Below are 18,405 nucleotides of genomic sequence, written 5' to 3' on the forward strand. Positions count from 1 at the left end.
CATCGCGGGGTTTTGAATATATTTTTGATTAACTTAATAGTAACGTATCTACAAAAACTAAACATTATTAACTAAACTAAAAACTTTGATGAAAAAACTACTATTAAGTATGATTTTCTTTCTCGGTTTAATTTCGTTTGCTTTCGCGCAGGGCAAAGTAATTACCGGGAAAGTAACGTCGGCCTCAGGACCAATTCCGGGCGTCAGCGTTTTTGTAAAAGGCTCGCCGTCTACCGGCACACAGAGCGACGCTACAGGAGCGTTTAAATTAACCGTTGCTGATGACGCAAAAATAATTGTATTCAGCTTTATTGGTTATAAAAGCAAAGAATTACCCATTACAGGACAAACCATTAACGTTAGCCTGAATGAAGAAAACACCACCTTATCTGATGTAATTGTGGTGGGTTATGGTACGCAGAACAAACGCGATGTAACGGGATCTGTAGCATCAGTAAAATCTAAAGATCTTGAAAACCTACCGGTAACGAGTTTTGAACAGGCTTTGCAAGGTAAAGCAGCTGGTGTACAGATTGCAGCTCAAAACGGAAAATTAGGCCAGGGGATTACAGTAAGGGTACGGGGAGCAGCATCGGTTACGGCTGGTAGTGAACCTCTTTATATAGTAGATGGAATTCCTATTACTTCTGGCGACTTTTCAAGTACTACAGCGCCAACAAGTGCCTTAGCAGATTTGAATACAAATGATATTGAATCTATCGAAGTTTTAAAAGATGCATCAGCATCGGCAATTTATGGTGCAAGGGCTTCAAATGGTGTTGTGTTAATTACAACCAAACAAGGTAAAGCAGGAAAAACGCTTATTCAATTTAATGCTTTAGGCGGAGTAAGTACGCCTTCCAATCACCGTGAATTTTTAAATGCAGAACAATATGTTAAAATATTAAGGAGAGCAGGACAGGGAGCGGCTAATCAAGATTTCCTTAATGGCGATTATGCTACTTTACAGGAAGCACTTGATGATTATAGTGCCAGTGTTGAGGCACGCTTGAACCGATACTCGGCTGGCAATAATGATTATCAAACTTATAAAGTAAATTCTAACTGGGAGGCCGCTTCATTTCAGGATAATCCTGTTACACAACAGTACGATCTTAACCTGACCGGTGGAAATGAAAAGACCAAATTTTACATGGGTGGCCAGGCATTAGATCAGCAGGGAATTATAATCGGGAACAGCTATAAACGATATAGTGGCAGGCTAAACCTGACCAATAAAGTGACTGATTTTTTAGAAGTCGGTATTAACCTTAATTTTTCAAACAGCATTAACAACAGATTATCAAACGATAATGCTTTTTCCAGCCCATTACAATCTGTAGCCTTATCACCAATTACACCTTTTATTGATCCAAGATCAGGTTTGGTGAGTGGAACTTTACCTGGTGCAGCTTCCAATTACCCTGTTTATTATAACCCGTTTATAAGTACCGATAATGCATTCTACAAGGCAATAGTGTACAGAACAATTGGTAAGGCTTTTGCTAATATTAACCTTGCTAAAGGGTTAAAATTTAGCACAGACTTTTCAATTGATAATTTAAATCAAAATGAGGAAAGTTACTACGGCTCATTAACTTTCAGAAATACAGGTACATCAAATGGAGACGGACAGAATATCTCTACTTTCGTAATCAACACCAATACCAATAATTTTTTCAGTTACAACACAACCGCTGGAAAAAGTACCTTCGATTTTGTTTTAGGTACAAGTTATCAAAAATCGACGACGAGATATAGTACTTTAGAAGGTCAGGATTTTCCAAGTGATTCCTATATCAAATTAGGATCTGCGGCAACAAAAGTTATTGCTACGAGTAACGAAGGCGCATTTAGCTTTTTATCTTACTTTTTTAGGACCAATTACAAATATAACGACCGTTATTTAGTAGGCTTTAGTGTAAGGGCTGATGGTTCATCACGTTTTGGAGCGAACAATAGATATGGATATTTTCCGGCAGGGTCATTGGCCTGGATTGCATCTGAAGAAGATTTCTTAAAACAAAGTGAAACCATCAGTTTATTAAAGCTAAGGGCAAGTTATGGTTTAACAGGTAATGCCGAAATCGGAAACTATTCTGCACGCGGTTTATATAGCGGAACAGGCGCTTATGGTGGTCTGCCAGGCCAAACACCTTCGAGGATTGCGAACCCAGATTTAACCTGGGAAAAAACCAAACAACTGGATATTGGTTTCGACTTCGGTATTTTCAAAAACAGGATTACAGGAGTTTTTGATTTCTATCAAAAAAACACCAGTGATCTGTTATTAGATGTTCCGATTCCCCAAACTACGGGCTTTTCTACCAAAACCCAAAATTTAGGTTCATTAAAAAATACGGGGTTCGAGTTAGGCATTAATACCGAAAATTTCGTAGGCGAATTTAAATGGTCAACAGCTATAACAGGGGCGATCAACAATAATAAAATCACTAATTTAGGGGGACAGGTTTTAAACAGTAACGAAATAAACGCTGCGATTTCAGGTCAACCAATAGGCGTATTTTATCTTCCTGAGTATGCTGGGGTAAATCCGGCCAATGGAGATGCTTTATATTACCTAAACACAGCTGATGGTTCAGGCAATATCGACAGATCGACCACAACGGATATCAATAAGGCACAAAGAATATTTGCCGGTAACCCTAACCCTAAATATACTTTCGGGATAAACAATACATTTTCATTCAAAAATTTCGATTTGGGAATATTTTTTCAGGGCGTAAAGGGTAATAAGATTTTCAATTCGGGTGGCCAGTATATGAGTGCCAATGCCTCAAATGGCTACGATAATCAAACAGCAGATCAGATGGACTATTGGGATAAACCAGGTGATATTACCAACGTACCCGAACCGCGACTGTTTGCTGGAAACGGTATCGGTAACTCTACCAGATACCTGTCTGATGGTTCATACCTTCGTTTGAAAACATTAACCCTTGGTTATACCTTTCCAGCTTCGATATTAACGAAAATTAAACTGAGCAAATTAAGATTATATGCTACCGCTCAGAATTTAGCCACTATAACCGGTTATAACGGCTGGGATCCTGAGGTTAATGCTGATTATCAATCAACCAACATCAATCAGGGCGTCGACTTTTATTCTGCACCTCAGCCACGTGTAATTTCATTTGGTATAAACATTGGCCTATAATTAAACAAGAATCAAAATGAAAAAGACATATATAAATAATATCATATTTGCCTTCATATTACTGATGATCTTATCATCTTGTAAGAAAGCACTGGATATAAATCCTGTTGATACCATAGAACAAAAAAATGCATTGCTTACCTCAAAAGATGTAGAGGGAGCATTAGTGGGGGCATATTCAGATCTTGGCAGCCGTAATTTTTTTGGTGGGCGTCCATTTCTGATGGCTGATTTTTTAGCTAATACGGATGCGGTAGAATGGTTTGGCACATATGAGGAATTAACGCAAACCATTAATAAATCGCTATTGAAAACAAATGTTTTTGTTGATAATGTTTGGGCAGCAGGTTATACCGCAATTAATGACGCCAATAACGTAATTGCTGCACTTGATAAATTAGAACCAACTAAAAAAAATAGAGTTGAGGGAGAAGCTAAATTTATTAGGGGTGCTGCGTATTTCGAATTGGTTAGATTATTCGGGAAAGCCTATAATGATGGTTCGCCAACTACAAATCTGGGAGTACCAATTGTATTAACACCAACCAATCTCATCAGCGAGGCGAACTATGTAAGTAGGGCTACCGTTACCGCTGTCTACAACCAGGCTATAACCGATTTAACAGACGCCGAAGCTAAACTTCCCGCAACTAATGGTTTTTTTGCAACCAAATCGGCTGCGGCTGCTATGCTGGCCAGATTATATTTACAAATGGGTAATTACGCTGCTGCAGCTAATGCTGCAAACCGTGTAATTACATCAGGAAATTATCATTTAACCAGCAATTACCTTGATGCTTTTCCAAAAATGCCGGAAAGTGGTAAACCAGCAAAACCCGGAGACAATACCACGGAAGATGTTTTTGCCATGCAGGTAACAACGCTTACCGGATTTAATGGATTTAACGAGTTTTATGGTTCATCAACTTTTGGTGGACGTGGGGATGCCGTAATTTCGCAAGATTGGATTGATGCAACTTATGCTGCAGATGATGACAGAATTAATGCTTTTTACGATGATGATGATATTTTCACTGCTAAATTCGGTAATCAGTACGGTAATGTTCCGGTTATCAGATTGGCAGAAATGTATTTAATCCGGGCAGAAAGTAATGTACGTTTAACACCTGCTGCCCCTATTGGTGGTGTAACTCCTTTACAAGATTTGGCAACTGTGAGAAGCAGGGCCGGTTTAACCACAACAACGGCTACACTGACAGATATCCTTAATGAAAGAAAACTTGAGTTTGCTTTTGAAGGATTTTCGCTGCACGATGCGAAAAGGACCCAAACCAATATTGGTAGTTTGCCATGGAACTCAACTAAATTAATTTTTCCAATACCACAAAGAGAAATTGACGCCAATACAAAGTTGATTCAAAATCCGGGCTACTAACATATTGTCCGATAAACAAGAAGGCCTCCCGATCATATCAGGAGGCCTTCTTTGCTTATAAAATAATATACTAAAGTTTCTTCGCGGCTTCGATAATTTCTTCTACCACGCCTGGATCAAGCAATGTAGATGTATCGCCTAAATTACTCGTATCGCCTTCGGCAATCTTGCGCAAAATCCGGCGCATAATTTTACCCGAACGGGTTTTCGGCAATCCGGAAACAAACAATATTTTATCAGGTTTTGCAATGGCACCGATTACACGCGTAACGGTTTGCAGAATATCTTTTTTTGATAATTCTGCTTCACCATGCATATCAGGGTAAATTACGAAAGCATAAATCCCCTGCCCTTTTACATCATGCGGATAACCCACTACGGCACTTTCTACCACGCCAGCATGCATATTAATCGCATTTTCTACCTCGGCGGTACCAATCCTGTGCCCCGAAACGTTTAAAACATCATCTACACGACCGGTAATTCTGTAATAACCATCTTCATCACGTAAACAGCCATCGCCGGTAAAGTATAGGTTTTCGTAAGTAGAGAAATAAGTTTGTTTGCAACGTTCGTGGTCGCCATACGTGGTGCGCAACATGCCTGGCCAAGGGAATTTGATGCAAAGGTTACCCATTACACCGTTTCCTTCAATTTCATTGCCGTTTTCATCCACCAAAATCGGCTGTATACCCGGCAGAGGCAGGGTTGCAAAACTAGGTTTGGTTGGCGTTACCGTAGCAATAGGCGAAATCATGATTCCTCCGGTTTCCGTTTGCCACCAGGTATCAACAATAGGCGCTTTACCATGACCGATTTTCTCATCGAACCAATGCCATGCTTCTTCGTTAATCGGCTCTCCTACCGAACCTAAAACGCGGATGGTGCTCAGGTCTTTTCCGTTTAATGGCTCATCGCCATAACTCATTAACGAGCGGATGGCCGTTGGAGCAGTATAAAGTGTGTTTACTTTGTGTTTTTCTACAATATCCCAAAAACGTGATGGCGTTGGATAAGTTGGGATCCCCTCGAACAGGACAGAAGTTGCCCCCTGCGAAAGCGGTCCGTAAACGATATATGAGTGACCGGTAATCCATCCGATATCGGCCGTACAGAAATAAACTTCACCCGGTTGGTAATTAAACACATTTGAGAATGTATAACCTGCGTAAACCATATATCCCCCACAGGTATGTACTACCCCTTTTGGTTTTCCGGTAGAGCCTGAGGTATACAGAATGAAAAGCATATCTTCGGCATCCATTTCTTCGGCTTCGCAGATATCGTTTACGTGTTTTACTTCATCCTCCCACCACACATCGCGGCCTTTCAGCATCGAAACAGGCGTACGGATATGGGTTAATACGATACATTTTTCAACTGTCGGGCAACCAATCAGTGCATCATCGATTACATCTTTTAAAGGGATCTGTTTATTGCCACGATACGAACCATCGGCCGTAATTACCACTTTACATTGCGAATCGTTAATGCGGTCGGCGATTGATTTTGCTGAAAATCCACCAAAAATAACCGAATGCACCGCACCAATCCGGGCACATGCTAAAACCGCAATGGCCAGCTCGGGCACCATGGGCATATAAATACAGATGCGGTCGCCTTTTTTAGCGCCATTGCGTTTTAGCACATTGGCAAAACGGCAAACACGCTCGTGCAACATCTTATAAGTATAGGTTACACTTTCTTCTTCAGGGTTGTTAGGTTCCCAGATAATGGCCGGTTTATCCCCATTAGTTGCAAGATGACGGTCTAAACAATTTTCGGTAATATTAAGTTTAGCGCCTTCAAACCATTTGATATTGGGTTCATTAAAATTCCACGATAAAACCTTAAACCAGGGTTTACGCCACTGAAAATTCTGTGCCACTTCGCCCCAGAACTGTTCGGGGTTTTCTACGCTTTTTTTATAATCTTCTTCGTACTGCTTAAAAGATGTAATCTGCATTGCTCTGTTTTATATGTTGGATTAGTTCCGGCTAATTTAAATAAATAATAATTAGGAGAAATAGTCTAATCGTATCAAAATAAATATCAAACGTTTGATCAGAATTTTTTTTTATATGTGGTGGATTTAATTTATCGTTCCTTGTAAATATTAATGGAATCATATTCGTTGCAGTTGAATTTAAATATTGAACAGGAACAAACATTCTCGAAACCTGCACAGCCTTTAAATGGAAATTATAAAAATAATTAGCTACGCTATTGTCTTTTACAATTATTATTCAGATATTTGCACACTCTTAAAAAAATTAAGCGGACGATATTAACAACTATATTTACAAGTCATGTCAAGAGTTTGTGATTTAACAGGAAAAAAAGCAATGGTAGGTAACAACGTTTCTCACTCAAACGTTAAAACCAAACGCAAATTTTACCCGAACCTACAACTTCAGAAATTTTATATCCCTGAAGAAAACCGTTGGATTACGTTGAAAGTTTCTACTTCAGCGATCAAAACCATTAACAAAGTGGGTATCAGCGAAGCTATTAACCGTTTCGTAAAAAAAGGATTTTTGTAAAAAACATTAACTGTTGAGATTAACAGTTTTCAATTTATAATAAAATGGCAAAAAAAGGTAACAGAGTTCAGGTTATTTTAGAATGTACCGAACATAAAGAAAGTGGCATGCCAGGTATGTCTAGATATATTTCTACCAAAAACCGTAAAAACACTACTGAGAGATTAGAATTGAAAAAATTCAATCCGGTATTGAGAAAAGTAACCGTACATAAAGAGATTAAATAAGATTGATGGTGTAAAGGTAGAAGGCTTAGGGTATACATTCCCCCCATTCTATCCATCTATCATTCAATCATTAAATTTTATAAGAACATGGCAAAGAAAGTAGTTGCAACCCTTAAAACAGGTACAGGTAAAGAATATTCGAAAGTTATCACAATGGTAAAATCACCTAAAACCGGTGCTTACTCATTCAAAGAACTTATCGTACATAACGACCACGTAAAAGATGCTATCGCATCTAAATAAGGTTAATATTTTTTAATATAAAAATATTAAAGGCCGTTCCGTTTTATCCGGAAGGGCTTTTTTTGTTAGTGAAATTTACGGTAGGAAATAATTGATTATCTTTGATTAAAAGCATAACCATGGAAGCGTACAAGTTTAAGACAAAGGTTTCTGAAAATGGAACTATTTCTGTTCCCGAAGGATTTGATGTAAAAAACAAAGAAGTTGAAGTCATTATTTTAGTTCAGACGGAACAAAATATTGCTCAAGAAAGATCCTCAGAAATTTCTCAATAAACTTACTGGGCATTTAATACATTCACCCAATTGTAGCTTTTAAACACCTACCGATTTTTTTAAAAAACATAAAAATAACTAATGGGTTTATTCGATTTTTTCAAAAAGAAAGAAACTGCCCCTGAAGCCCAGGAAGCATTGGATAAAGGTTTAGAGAAAACCAAAGATGGTTTTTTCAGTAAAATTACCAAGGCTGTAGCAGGAAAATCCTCTGTTGATGATGAGGTACTTGATAACCTCGAAGAGGTTTTGGTTACTTCTGATGTAGGCGTAAGTACTACCTTAAAAATCATCAAGCGCATCGAAGAGCGAGTTGCAAAAGATAAATACCTTAACACCTCTGAACTTAACTTTATTCTCCGCGATGAAATCCAGTTGTTGTTATCAGAAAATAACAGTAATGATTTTCGTCAGTTCGAATATGGCGACCATAAACCTTACGTAATTATGGTGGTTGGCGTAAACGGTGTGGGTAAAACCACTACTATCGGAAAACTGGCGCATAAACTGAAAGAATCAGGTCTTAAAGTTGTTTTAGGTGCTGCCGATACTTTCAGGGCCGCCGCTGTTGACCAGATTAAACTTTGGGGCGAACGTGTAGGCGTTAGAGTTGTGGCGCAGGCCATGGGCTCCGATCCTGCTTCAGTTGCTTTTGATACCTTACAATCGGCCGTAGCCAATGGTGAAGATGTAGTAATTATCGATACGGCCGGACGTTTGCACAACAAAATCGGCCTGATGAACGAGCTGGGTAAAATTAAACAGGTGATGCAAAAGGTTGTTCCTGGCGCTCCGCACGAAATTTTATTAGTACTGGATGCCTCAACCGGGCAGAATGCTTTTGAACAATGTAAACAGTTTACAGAAGCTACGGATGTAAATGCATTGGCCGTTACCAAATTAGATGGAACAGCAAAAGGCGGCGTAGTAATCGGTATTTCAGACCAGTTCAGGATTCCGGTTAAATATATCGGTGTAGGTGAAAAAATAGGCGATTTACAGCTTTTTGACAAAAAAGAGTTTGTGAATAGTTTATTTAAGTAGATTCAAGGTTCACTTCGTGGTTGATTCCACCGATTTGAGGATTACACAGATTTTATATAAATTTATATATGATCGAGTATGAAAAAGATACACTTACGCAAACCATAATAGGCTGTTGTTATCAAGTTCACAATCAGCTAGGTCCGGGTTTTTTAGAGAAAATCTATGTGAACGCTCTAAAAATTAAACTTCAACAAGCAGGTTTAAGTTACCTGGCTGAAAAAGAGTTTAATGTCACATTTGAGAATGTAATTATAGGAAAATTCAGGTGTGATCTTTTTGTCGAAAATAAAGTAATAGTAGAATTAAAATCAGTAACAGGCTACCAACCTAAGTTATTTCAAAGTCAACTTATATCATACTTAAAAGCAAGCAAAATTAAAACAGGATTATTGATTAACTTTGGCAACACAAGCTGCGAAGTAAAACGACTGTCCGTCTAAATATATCATCGGTACTCACCTAAATCGGTGTAATCATTTTATATCGGTGCTATCACACATAACATGAATACCAAAACAATAAAAAAAACTACAATCAAACAACCTAAGATCAATGTCATTACATTAGGTTGTTCAAAAAACATATACGATTCGGAAGTATTGATGGGCCAGTTGCGTGGCAACAATTTAAATGTTGTGCACGAATCTGACAAAATGGGCAAAGATGATATTGTAGTAATCAATACCTGCGGTTTTATCGACAATGCTAAACAGGAATCGATTGATACCATCCTTCAGTTCAGCGAACTTAAAGAAGCCGGTAAAATTGGCAAAGTAGTGGTTACAGGTTGTTTATCCGAACGCTACAAACCAGAACTGGAATCGGAAATCACCAACGTTGATGCTTTTTTCGGTACAAACGATTTACAGAATATTTTGCATGAGCTGGGTGCCAATTACAAACACGAACTTATCGGCGAGCGTTTGCTTACCACTCCTTCTCATTTTGCTTATTTTAAAATTGCAGAAGGCTGTAACCGCCCCTGCTCTTTCTGCGCCATCCCGTTAATGCGGGGCAAGCACATGAGTAAACCGATGGAAGAATTGGTTAACGAAGCAAAAATTTTGGCTAAAAACGGCACAAAAGAACTGATTTTAATTGCACAGGACCTGACTTACTATGGTTTGGATCTTTATGGTGTACGTAAGTTAGATGAGCTGATGCGCCGCTTATCTGATGTACCGGGTATCGAATGGATCCGTTTACAATATGCTTACCCTTCTGGTTTCCCGATGGAGATTTTAGATGCCATGAACGAACGCGATAACATTTGCAAGTATCTGGATATGCCACTACAGCACATTACCGATAACATGCTAAAATCAATGCGCCGTGGTACCACTAAGCAAAAAACAATCGATCTGGTAAACCAGATCCGCGATAAAGTGCCTAACATCGCCATGCGCACCACTTTAATCTGCGGATATCCTGGCGAAACAGAATATGATTTTGAAGAAATGAAAGAGTGGGTTGCTGAAACCAAATTTGACCGTTTGGGCTGCTTTACCTATTCGCACGAAGAAAAAACCCATGCACATACTTTGGTTGATGATATCCCGGATGAAGTAAAACAACAACGGGTGGATGATATTATGGAAATTCAGCAGGGTATTTCATTCGATATCAATCAGGAAAAAGTAGGTAAAACTTTTAAAGTACTGGTTGATAAAAAAGAAGGCGATTTCTTTGTTGGAAGAACCGAATTCGACTCACCAGAGGTAGATAACGAAGTTTTGATTGATGCTGCGACAGGTTATGCTGCAAACGGAAGTTTTGTCCAGGTAAAAATAGACCGGGCAGAAGATTTCGACCTGTACGGAACAATTGTTTAAAAAACCATAAAAAATATTAAAGCCCGGAAATAATGTTTCCGGGCTTTTTTGTTTCACAAATACCCGTCATTAACGCTTTTTATTCTCGCCCATAATCTCGAGCACAGTCGAGAGATCTATCTCTACAATGTTTTTGATTTAGATTTCTCTCCCAAATATTCGTGACATTTCAGTAAGACCGTCCTTCCCTAAAAGTCTATCATTAAACCTAAGTTATTTCTTTTCTAACTGTAGCGAACACAGCGCTTTATCCGTTTAAGATTGAAACCAGATATAAAGCTTTTGTAATTCGTTATAACGGCTTCAACCACTGTAACCAAAACTTATTCGTATGAAAAAAATTTTAATTGTGCTCATGGTGATTTTTATCGCCAATCTGGGTTGTAAAAAAGCCAATGTAGGTGGAGAAGGCCTTTGTGCCTGTTCTGTACTCAGTGGGCCGCCTTTAGTTTTGGTAATTAAGAATAGTACCGATGTGGATTTGCTTAATCCGAAAACAACGGGTTATTTCGATAAAAACCAGATACAGCTGTATTCGAAAGATGCGAACAACGAAATTAAGCAGATCACTTTTGAAATCCGCCCACCTTTTAGTTATAGCAATAATCAGAAACTGGATTATTATCAGCTCACGTCTTACCAGTTACCTACCTTATCTAAAAGTATCGACAATACTTTTTATCTTAAATTGGGCGATAATAAGCTCTTTGAAATAAACATGAAGATAAATAAGAATATGGTTGAAAAATTATTGATCGATAAAGCTGAAGTCCCGAAAGAAACTCAGGCAGGAAGCAATATGTATCTCGAAGGTATTTACAGGTTAAAAATACAATAACCAAAATTTGGTGATTTTTAACTCCTTCCCCATCGTGCTTTAAGCATATTATTCTTTAGACTGAAACCATCTGCTGAATTCTAAGTCATCTGTTTTCAACTGTAGCAATTACTGCTCTTTACCCGTTTAAGATTAAAAAACCAGATATTAATCCTTATGAAAAAAATTTTAATTGTTCTCGTGGTGATTTTCATCGCCAATTTAGGTTGTAAAAAAACAGAGCGCTTGTGTGCCTGTTCACCGATTACAACCGAACCATTAGCACTCGTAATTAAAAATAGTACAGATGTGGATTTACTCAACCCGAACACTACCGGTTATTTCGACAAAAACAAGATACAGCTGTATTCGAAAGATGCCAATAACGTGATTAAACAAATTAGCTTCGAAATCCGTAAGCCTTTTAGCTATAACAACAACCAGAAAATTGATTATTATCAGCTCACTTCCGGGGAAATATCTTATTTATCTAAAAGTATCGATAACAGTTTTTATCTTAAATTAGGTGATGATAAACTTTACGAGCTTAATTTGAAAGTAAACAACAATCGAATTGAAAAACTATTGATTGACAAAACTGAAGCTACAAAAGAAGCTCCAACCGGAACCAATTCCTACATGGATAGCATTTATAGGTTAAAAATATAGTGGCGATTAATATTACATAAAAAAGTCCCGATGCAATTATCGGGACTTTTCTATTATTATTTCTTAGGTTCTGGCCTGTCTTTAATCTGACTAGGTTTTAACCAGATTTTGGCGCCTTTTGAGTTTACATAATATTTCTCATTTTTTGCATTAATGTAAACATCTGTTCCATCAGGTGCCATTTTACCTTTCCAGGTTTTATCAGCAACTTTCGAACTTCCTTTCACAGCAACTTCTGCAGTTTTATTACCTACCGATTTTGCACCTTTTCCGATAGCTTTACCGGTATGATCTAATGCTTTACCAACTTCGGTTTTCTTTTTCTCCTGAGCATTTACACTTAGGGCAGCACCGCCAAACAAGGCCAGCGTTAATAAACCCATTACTAATTTCTTTTTCATGACAGCTATATTTTATTTATAGCATAACACCTGGTAATGCAATTTGTTTTCAATTCAAAACAGATAAATAATTATACAACTTTAATTTTTTGTAAATCGTAAAATGGTATACGAAAATGGCTGAAAACGATATACAGGATTATTTTCAGGTATTAGCTCTTTCGAGTATCTGGTACTATATTCTTTTTGCTTTTTTGCTGTATTACAGGCCTGTAAATTACCTGATAATGCTGCAATATTTACTTCTGGTTTTCTGTTTTCAAAGCCTGTAATTTCTAATCTGGCATCTATCGTTTCAGCGCCTGTATTTATTACATATAGTACTAATTCTTTTTCATCTTCGCTTCTCGCTGCACTAACATCCAAATTACCATTAACAACTGTGTTCACCCTTAAAGGCAGATGATTTTCGGCCTGCATTTTCTGCGCGTAAAAGGGTGGCATACCCCAAACCTGATCTGAAGTAAAAAAGATCTGCCCCTGATCCCAGTCGTTATCATTTTGCCCGTCGGGCTGTAAGGCATTTGCAGGACTAGAGGTTAACACATCCTCACTATGCTTGCGTATAGCGTTCATATTGGTGGCATGGCCAAGTGCGCGCTGAATGCCGTGTTTACTGCCATTTTCTTCGAATACGGCAATTTTCATTTTGGTATTGGGATCCCATTTTCTAAAACGACCCAGCATATCAGTCAATTGTTTATCAGTTTCGGTACCTGCTGATGGATCGTCGCCACCAACGTGGAGATCCCAATAATCGGCTTTACCATTTAATTCCTTAAAAACATATTCCATATTCGGAGAATCCGGGCGCCACCAGGCTGCCTGTACAAGTTTTAATGAAGCATCTTTTTTTCGCATCGCATCAGCCAGGATTTTAAAGCGTTTTACATATTCTTCGTAAGCGGCCTTGCTATCTCCGTTAAATATGACTTCTTCGTTGCCAATTTCGATGTATTTGACATGATAAGGTTCAGGATGCCCGTTTTCAGCCCTTTTTGCACCCCAGGTAGAATTTTTATCTCCGTTAAGGTATTCTACCATATCGGCCATATCATCAGGTGTTTCGTAAATATTAACAGCAAAACAGGGTGTTATTTTGGTTTGTTCGCAAAATTTTAAAAACTCTTCAATTCCAAATCCGTTGGAGGTGTACCAATTCCAATGACCCCGGTATGGTGGCCGCTTATCAGGATCGCCGATCATGTTTTTAAATTTATAATCGGGCGCATTTACCATGGTACCTGCGTAGCGGAGAAAAGTTAGGCCTTGCAAAACCAGCATTTTACCAATATCGGCACGGATCGGCAATCCTTTAAACTGATCTGTTCCTGTAACCATTAGTACCACCTGGTCAATCCATAATTTTCCTTTTGAAGTTAGATAAACAGCCAAACGTGCGTTTGCATCAGTTGCATTTGAATTAAGGTTGTAAACAAATTTCTTCCAATCTTTTCCTACCGCATTTATCTGATGTTTTGCATAGGTTTTTGTACCATCTTTACTCTCTAAAGCGATCGAAACCGCTCCTTCAATTGTGCCTTTAAGGTAAATCCTGCCCTGAAACAACTGGTTCTTTTTAACGGCAATTCCCCAGCGGTTTAAACTCCGGTTGGCTACACCAATTTTACCTTTCCCGCCGATAAAATTAATCACCTGCGATTTTTTTCCATTGTATGCCGAAGCAGAATCAATTTCGAATGTTGCTTTTGCATTTCCACTTTTAATCAGGTCCCAATTGTAACTCACCTGTTCGTTCGGCGCATTAAGTAGTTTAATCTGTTCGGTTTTATCCTGATCTGAAATGCTGATATTCCGGAATTCCAAATCCGATTTCCAGGTACGTAAACCAATCCTTCCAGATAAAATTGGCTGATCATTATCCGTGAATGAAAGCACATGTTTTGTATTGAAAAAGATCTCAATCCGTCTGCCTTTCAATATCAGTCTCAGTTTGTTCCAGTTTTGTGGTAAAAAATCAATCGATGCTTCTTTTAACAAACGGAAATTTTGAAGGTGTTTGCCCAATGCTATTTTTTTCCCACCTGCGCTCAAACTCACCTCATACCCGTTAAACGCATCATCGCCCACACCTTCATCCGAAACGCGGAAAATCAGTCCGCCGCCGTCGCCTTTATGGGTAAACCTCATTTCGGCTTCAACAGCACCATCAGCAATATTTTGAGGTTCATAAATCAGCTTCGCACTATGATCGGGCTCTACGTTGATATGGTGGATGCCGTTCATTTTTACTTCACTTTTGGTATTCCTACCCGGTTTTATAGCAACAACGCCATTATTGCCTGTCCAAAAGCCCGAAAACCTCCTCCATTGATTAAAATTAACACCTGTACTGGGTTCTTCAAAACTTTCGCCGAAAATCCGCTGATCGTAAAAACCACCATAAATTTCGTGGTTTACATCTTCGATGTTGGAACCGTAAATAAGAGGACTAATCTTATTTTCAACCTTATCTGCATTGATTTTGATCACCGCATTTTGGGCATATAAAGCGCATGGAATAAGCATTACCCCTACAAACGAAAAACTTAATATTTTAAACATTTTATCCATCATTACTGATCTAACCAAACTTTATAAGGATATACACCACGGTTACCGATGGCATAAAATGGGATAGCCGTAAAATTTACTGACGCAGAACCATTGTTCGCTTTCACAGCGATTACATTAACACCATTGGCAATAGCTGATGTATATTGGGGTGTTAATGTCTGATTGTTATTTAAGCGCACCGCATCGATCACCGAATTGTCTACTCCTTCTATGGCGTAAACAACCGGACCAGCCGCGATTGCCGTTTTACCGCTGATTGTTTTTACCAGGTTATTTGGTGTTACCAGCCTTGGTTCAACCGGAAGGTTTAACTCAACAACATCACCCTTTTTCCAATTGCGGTTGATGGATACATAACCATTTACCGGTTTTACTTCGATCGGTTCTCCGTTCACTTTTATACCCACTTTTTCAACAACAGTTGAATGATAAAGATCAAACGGATTTTCGTTGCCCCTAGCCCAGCCCGGAATCCTCACGGCAACGCTAAATGTGGAGGTTTTTTCGGGATTGATATGGAGTTTAATATCACCCTTCCATGGATAGGAAGTACTTTGTTTTAAGCTTACGCTGGTATTTTCAAGATCTACTTTCGCCTCACTCCCGATAAATAAATTTACAAATACAGTGCTTTTATCATGCACATAAATGTACTGTGGCAGCACACCGATCATTTTAAGGAACATTGGCGGGCAACATGGGCAGCTGTGCCAGTTCCAGCGCCTGCGGTCTTTAGAAATCAGCGGATTTTCGTAATGATAATGCTGTCCATCGGCTGCTACGCTCGAGAGCAGGTTATTATAAATTACCCGCTCAAATTCGTCCATGTATTTTCCATCGGCATGTATGGCATTCATCTGCTGACTGAAAAAAGCAGCACCAATTGATGCACAGGTTTCGAGGTAGGCCGATTCTGGCAGAAAATAATCTGCACCAAATTTCTCATCATTTGCGATAGCTCCTTCGCCACCGGTAATAAACATGCGTTTGCCTATCATGTTATTCCAATAATGGTTTGCTGTGTTAATATACCTTCCATCTTTGCTATAGTTGGCTACGGCAGCAATACCCGTTCCAAGCAAAGTGGCGCGCACCGCATGTCCTTCGATGGTTTGCTGATCAAAAACAGGAATATGATCCTGATTGTAACTGCCAAAACTTATTCTCGCCCTCGATCCGTCAGCATCGGCAAAAACACCTCGTTTTTCGATCCAGTACTTCACGATGGCATAATAATCATCTTCATGTACGGCGATGCCTAACTTCTGTTTTAAGTTTGGCGTGCTTTTAAATAAAAGATAAAGCTTAAAAAATGCTTCCTCCGGACCGGCATGCGCAGGGATAACATTCAGTTTTGGCGCAGCGCCCATTACCTTGGTTACATAATTGGCCATTTTTACGGCAACGCTTAAAAGTTTTGTTTTTCCGGTTGCCTGATAATAATGAACACCGGCTTCGGCCAGCATACCGGCATTATACACGTCATGTTGCCAGCGGTCATCGCCGCCGTTTAAGCCCCATCTTTGCGTTGGCCTGTTAAGGGTAGTATAAGTATTGATATATCCCTCGGGATCGGCATTTTGGGCCGCAGCAATGCGATCGATATATGCATCCAGCTTTTTTTCGAGTTTGGCATCCGGATACGAAACCAGCAGATCGGCCCCGCCCCTGATGGTTTCATATACCAATCCATCATACCATGGCGGACCATCACTCGTCCCGATTCCCTTTTTCCCCTGTGCAACAAGATCAAAGTTCAGGAAAGCATTAGGGGTTCTTCCACGATCGGTTTTTTCTTTAATGATATCTTCCTGATCGGGTTCATATTTTCCTTCCAGCTTATCTAAGACATCATAAATCGTTTTACTAGTCCAAACCTTAAATTTGGGCGACCAAAAACCATCATTAATTTTTACAGCGCCGAGTGGCACTGGCTGTATCGGCCCGGTATTTTTTGCTGTTTGTTCTTGTGCTGCGCATAACTGGCAGGTAATAATAAATAGTACAGTTAAATACTTTGCTAAAGTTAAATGGCGAAAACTCATCGTTATTTCTGGTTTGATCAATTATTGGTAATTTAGTCAAAAATACAGGCCATTAATGTAAAATAATTGCGCTGTGTTGATCTGTTTTAATACAAATTTGATTTTTTAACAGATAACCGATCAATACGATATAAATGAAACTACTTACCGAAACCATCCTCAGGGGAGATAAACTTTTTGTACTGAAAGAAGAAAACTTTCCGTATAATGATTTTCCGCTGCATATTCATCCCGAATATGAACTCATACTCGTTTTAAAAAGCAGTGGTAAAAGGTATGTGGGTGATAGTATTGATACCTTTTCTTCGGGCGACCTGTGTTTGTTTGGTCCGAATTTACCGCATACTTTTTACAATAAACATTTACCTGCAGATAGAGAGGTACATCAGATTGTGATTCAGTTTAACGAGGATATGCTGGGGGAAGGTTTTTTCAACCTGGAACAGTTTAGAGCAATTAAAGGTCTGTTCGAACGGTCACTTCACGGTGTTTGCTTTAACGGTACTGTCAAGGATAAAGCGACCCGGAAGATTAAAGAAATGTTGCTGGCTGATGAAGCCGAATCGGTGGCTAACCTCATTTCAGTACTCAACCTACTTGGCCAATCGAACGAATACGAACTGTTATCGCATTATGATTATAAATCGCATGCCATACACCGCGATACAGAACGGATGAGCAGGGTTTATCATTTTCTGCTTGATAACTTTAAACGGGATATTAGTCTTGCTGAAATTGCCTCAGTTGCCAACCTTTCGGAAGAAGCTTTTTGCCGATATTTTAAAAAACATACGCGGAAAACACATTCCGAATTCATGAATGAACTCAGGATCAGTTATGCCTGCAGGTTATTGCAACAGAAGAAATTGAGTATCCTGGATGTCTGTTTTGAAAGCGGTTATAAAAATATCTCTTATTTTAACCGCCAGTTTAAACTGCATACGGATACGTCACCGTTAAAATATCAGAAAAAGAAATTTCCGGATGAGTTTTAGGGTTTTCATTCTGCGTCGTCATCTCGACTGAAACGTAGTGAAATGGAGATCCTTCGACTATGCTCAGGATGATGACTTAATAAAACGGTCGTCATCTCGACCGAAGCATAGCGGAGTGGAGAGATCTATATCAATTTAGCGATGAGAATTCCGTATTTTC

The 18,405-nt window shown here is 39.0% G+C and carries 16 protein-coding genes; 12 read left to right on the forward strand and 4 right to left on the reverse strand.

The annotated features are described in order from the left end of the window. Positions 1-88: 88 nt before the first annotated feature. Together DRW42_RS14225 and DRW42_RS14230 are read left to right on the forward strand one after the other, a co-directional pair. Complete coding sequence (locus DRW42_RS14225; RefSeq protein ID WP_113949493.1) at positions 89-3,178, forward strand: SusC/RagA family TonB-linked outer membrane protein; 3,090 nt, start codon at positions 89-91, stop codon at positions 3,176-3,178. A 16-nt stretch (positions 3,179-3,194) separates the two neighbouring features. Next, positions 3,195-4,574, forward strand: coding sequence for a RagB/SusD family nutrient uptake outer membrane protein (locus DRW42_RS14230; protein ID WP_113949494.1), 1,380 nt, complete (start codon positions 3,195-3,197; stop codon positions 4,572-4,574). A gap of 70 nt (positions 4,575-4,644) precedes the next feature. On the opposite strand, the gene acs is transcribed toward DRW42_RS14230, so the two are convergent. Next, positions 4,645-6,540 carry an acetate--CoA ligase gene (gene acs, locus DRW42_RS14235; RefSeq protein ID WP_113949495.1) on the reverse strand — a complete coding sequence of 632 codons (1,896 nt, stop codon included), beginning with the start codon at positions 6,538-6,540 and terminating at the stop codon, positions 4,645-4,647. A gap of 343 nt (positions 6,541-6,883) precedes the next feature. Here acs and rpmB point away from each other — a divergent pair, with 343 nt between their 5' ends. The 9 genes from rpmB to DRW42_RS14275 all read left to right on the forward strand — a co-directional run bounded on the left by rpmB (position 6,884) and on the right by DRW42_RS14275 (position 12,227). Continuing rightward, positions 6,884-7,117, forward strand: a complete 234-nt coding sequence (gene rpmB, locus DRW42_RS14240; protein ID WP_025145121.1) for a 50S ribosomal protein L28 — start codon at positions 6,884-6,886, stop codon at positions 7,115-7,117. 44 nt (positions 7,118-7,161) lie between these two features. Continuing rightward, a complete protein-coding gene (rpmG, locus tag DRW42_RS14245; RefSeq protein ID WP_010599807.1) occupies positions 7,162-7,344 on the forward strand; it encodes a 50S ribosomal protein L33 in 183 nt (60 codons plus the stop codon). A gap of 87 nt (positions 7,345-7,431) precedes the next feature. After that, the gene (locus DRW42_RS14250; RefSeq protein WP_010599808.1) at positions 7,432-7,587 is read left to right on the forward strand and encodes a DUF4295 domain-containing protein; all 156 of its coding nucleotides are present in this window, start codon (positions 7,432-7,434) and stop codon (positions 7,585-7,587) included. Between the two features lie 119 nt (positions 7,588-7,706). Next, complete coding sequence (locus DRW42_RS28805) at positions 7,707-7,862, forward strand: hypothetical protein (RefSeq protein WP_158544351.1); 156 nt, start codon at positions 7,707-7,709, stop codon at positions 7,860-7,862. Between the two features lie 81 nt (positions 7,863-7,943). Beyond that, a complete protein-coding gene (gene ftsY, locus DRW42_RS14255) occupies positions 7,944-8,906 on the forward strand; it encodes a signal recognition particle-docking protein FtsY (RefSeq protein WP_113949496.1) in 963 nt (320 codons plus the stop codon). Between the two features lie 68 nt (positions 8,907-8,974). Next, positions 8,975-9,349, forward strand: coding sequence for a GxxExxY protein (locus DRW42_RS14260; protein ID WP_113949497.1), 375 nt, complete (start codon positions 8,975-8,977; stop codon positions 9,347-9,349). A 63-nt stretch (positions 9,350-9,412) separates the two neighbouring features. After that, on the forward strand, positions 9,413-10,741 hold the full coding sequence (gene rimO, locus DRW42_RS14265) for a 30S ribosomal protein S12 methylthiotransferase RimO (protein WP_113949498.1): 1,329 nt from the start codon (positions 9,413-9,415) through the stop codon (positions 10,739-10,741). Positions 10,742-11,072: 331 nt separating this feature from the next. Continuing rightward, complete coding sequence (locus tag DRW42_RS14270) at positions 11,073-11,579, forward strand: hypothetical protein (protein ID WP_113949499.1); 507 nt, start codon at positions 11,073-11,075, stop codon at positions 11,577-11,579. A 156-nt stretch (positions 11,580-11,735) separates the two neighbouring features. Beyond that, a complete protein-coding gene (locus DRW42_RS14275) occupies positions 11,736-12,227 on the forward strand; it encodes a hypothetical protein (protein WP_113949500.1) in 492 nt (163 codons plus the stop codon). Between the two features lie 56 nt (positions 12,228-12,283). On the opposite strand, the gene DRW42_RS14280 is transcribed toward DRW42_RS14275, so the two are convergent. From DRW42_RS14280 to DRW42_RS14290, 3 genes are all read right to left on the reverse strand, one after another. Further along, complete coding sequence (locus tag DRW42_RS14280; RefSeq protein ID WP_113949501.1) at positions 12,284-12,628, reverse strand: hypothetical protein; 345 nt, start codon at positions 12,626-12,628, stop codon at positions 12,284-12,286. Positions 12,629-12,709: 81 nt separating this feature from the next. After that, positions 12,710-15,193, reverse strand: a complete 2,484-nt coding sequence (locus DRW42_RS14285; RefSeq protein ID WP_158544352.1) for a 3-keto-alpha-glucoside-1,2-lyase-like domain-containing protein — start codon at positions 15,191-15,193, stop codon at positions 12,710-12,712. Between the two features lie 11 nt (positions 15,194-15,204). Further along, on the reverse strand, positions 15,205-17,250 hold the full coding sequence (locus DRW42_RS14290) for a glycoside hydrolase family 127 protein (protein WP_113949578.1): 2,046 nt from the start codon (positions 17,248-17,250) through the stop codon (positions 15,205-15,207). Positions 17,251-17,384: 134 nt separating this feature from the next. Between DRW42_RS14290 and DRW42_RS14295 the strand changes: the two genes are divergently transcribed. After that, complete coding sequence (locus tag DRW42_RS14295) at positions 17,385-18,245, forward strand: AraC family transcriptional regulator (RefSeq protein WP_113949503.1); 861 nt, start codon at positions 17,385-17,387, stop codon at positions 18,243-18,245. The last annotated feature ends 160 nt before the right edge of the window (positions 18,246-18,405 follow it).

It is taken from the genome of Pedobacter miscanthi (assembly GCF_003315595.1).
GTDB classification, from domain to species: Bacteria; Bacteroidota; Bacteroidia; order Sphingobacteriales; family Sphingobacteriaceae; genus Pedobacter; species Pedobacter miscanthi.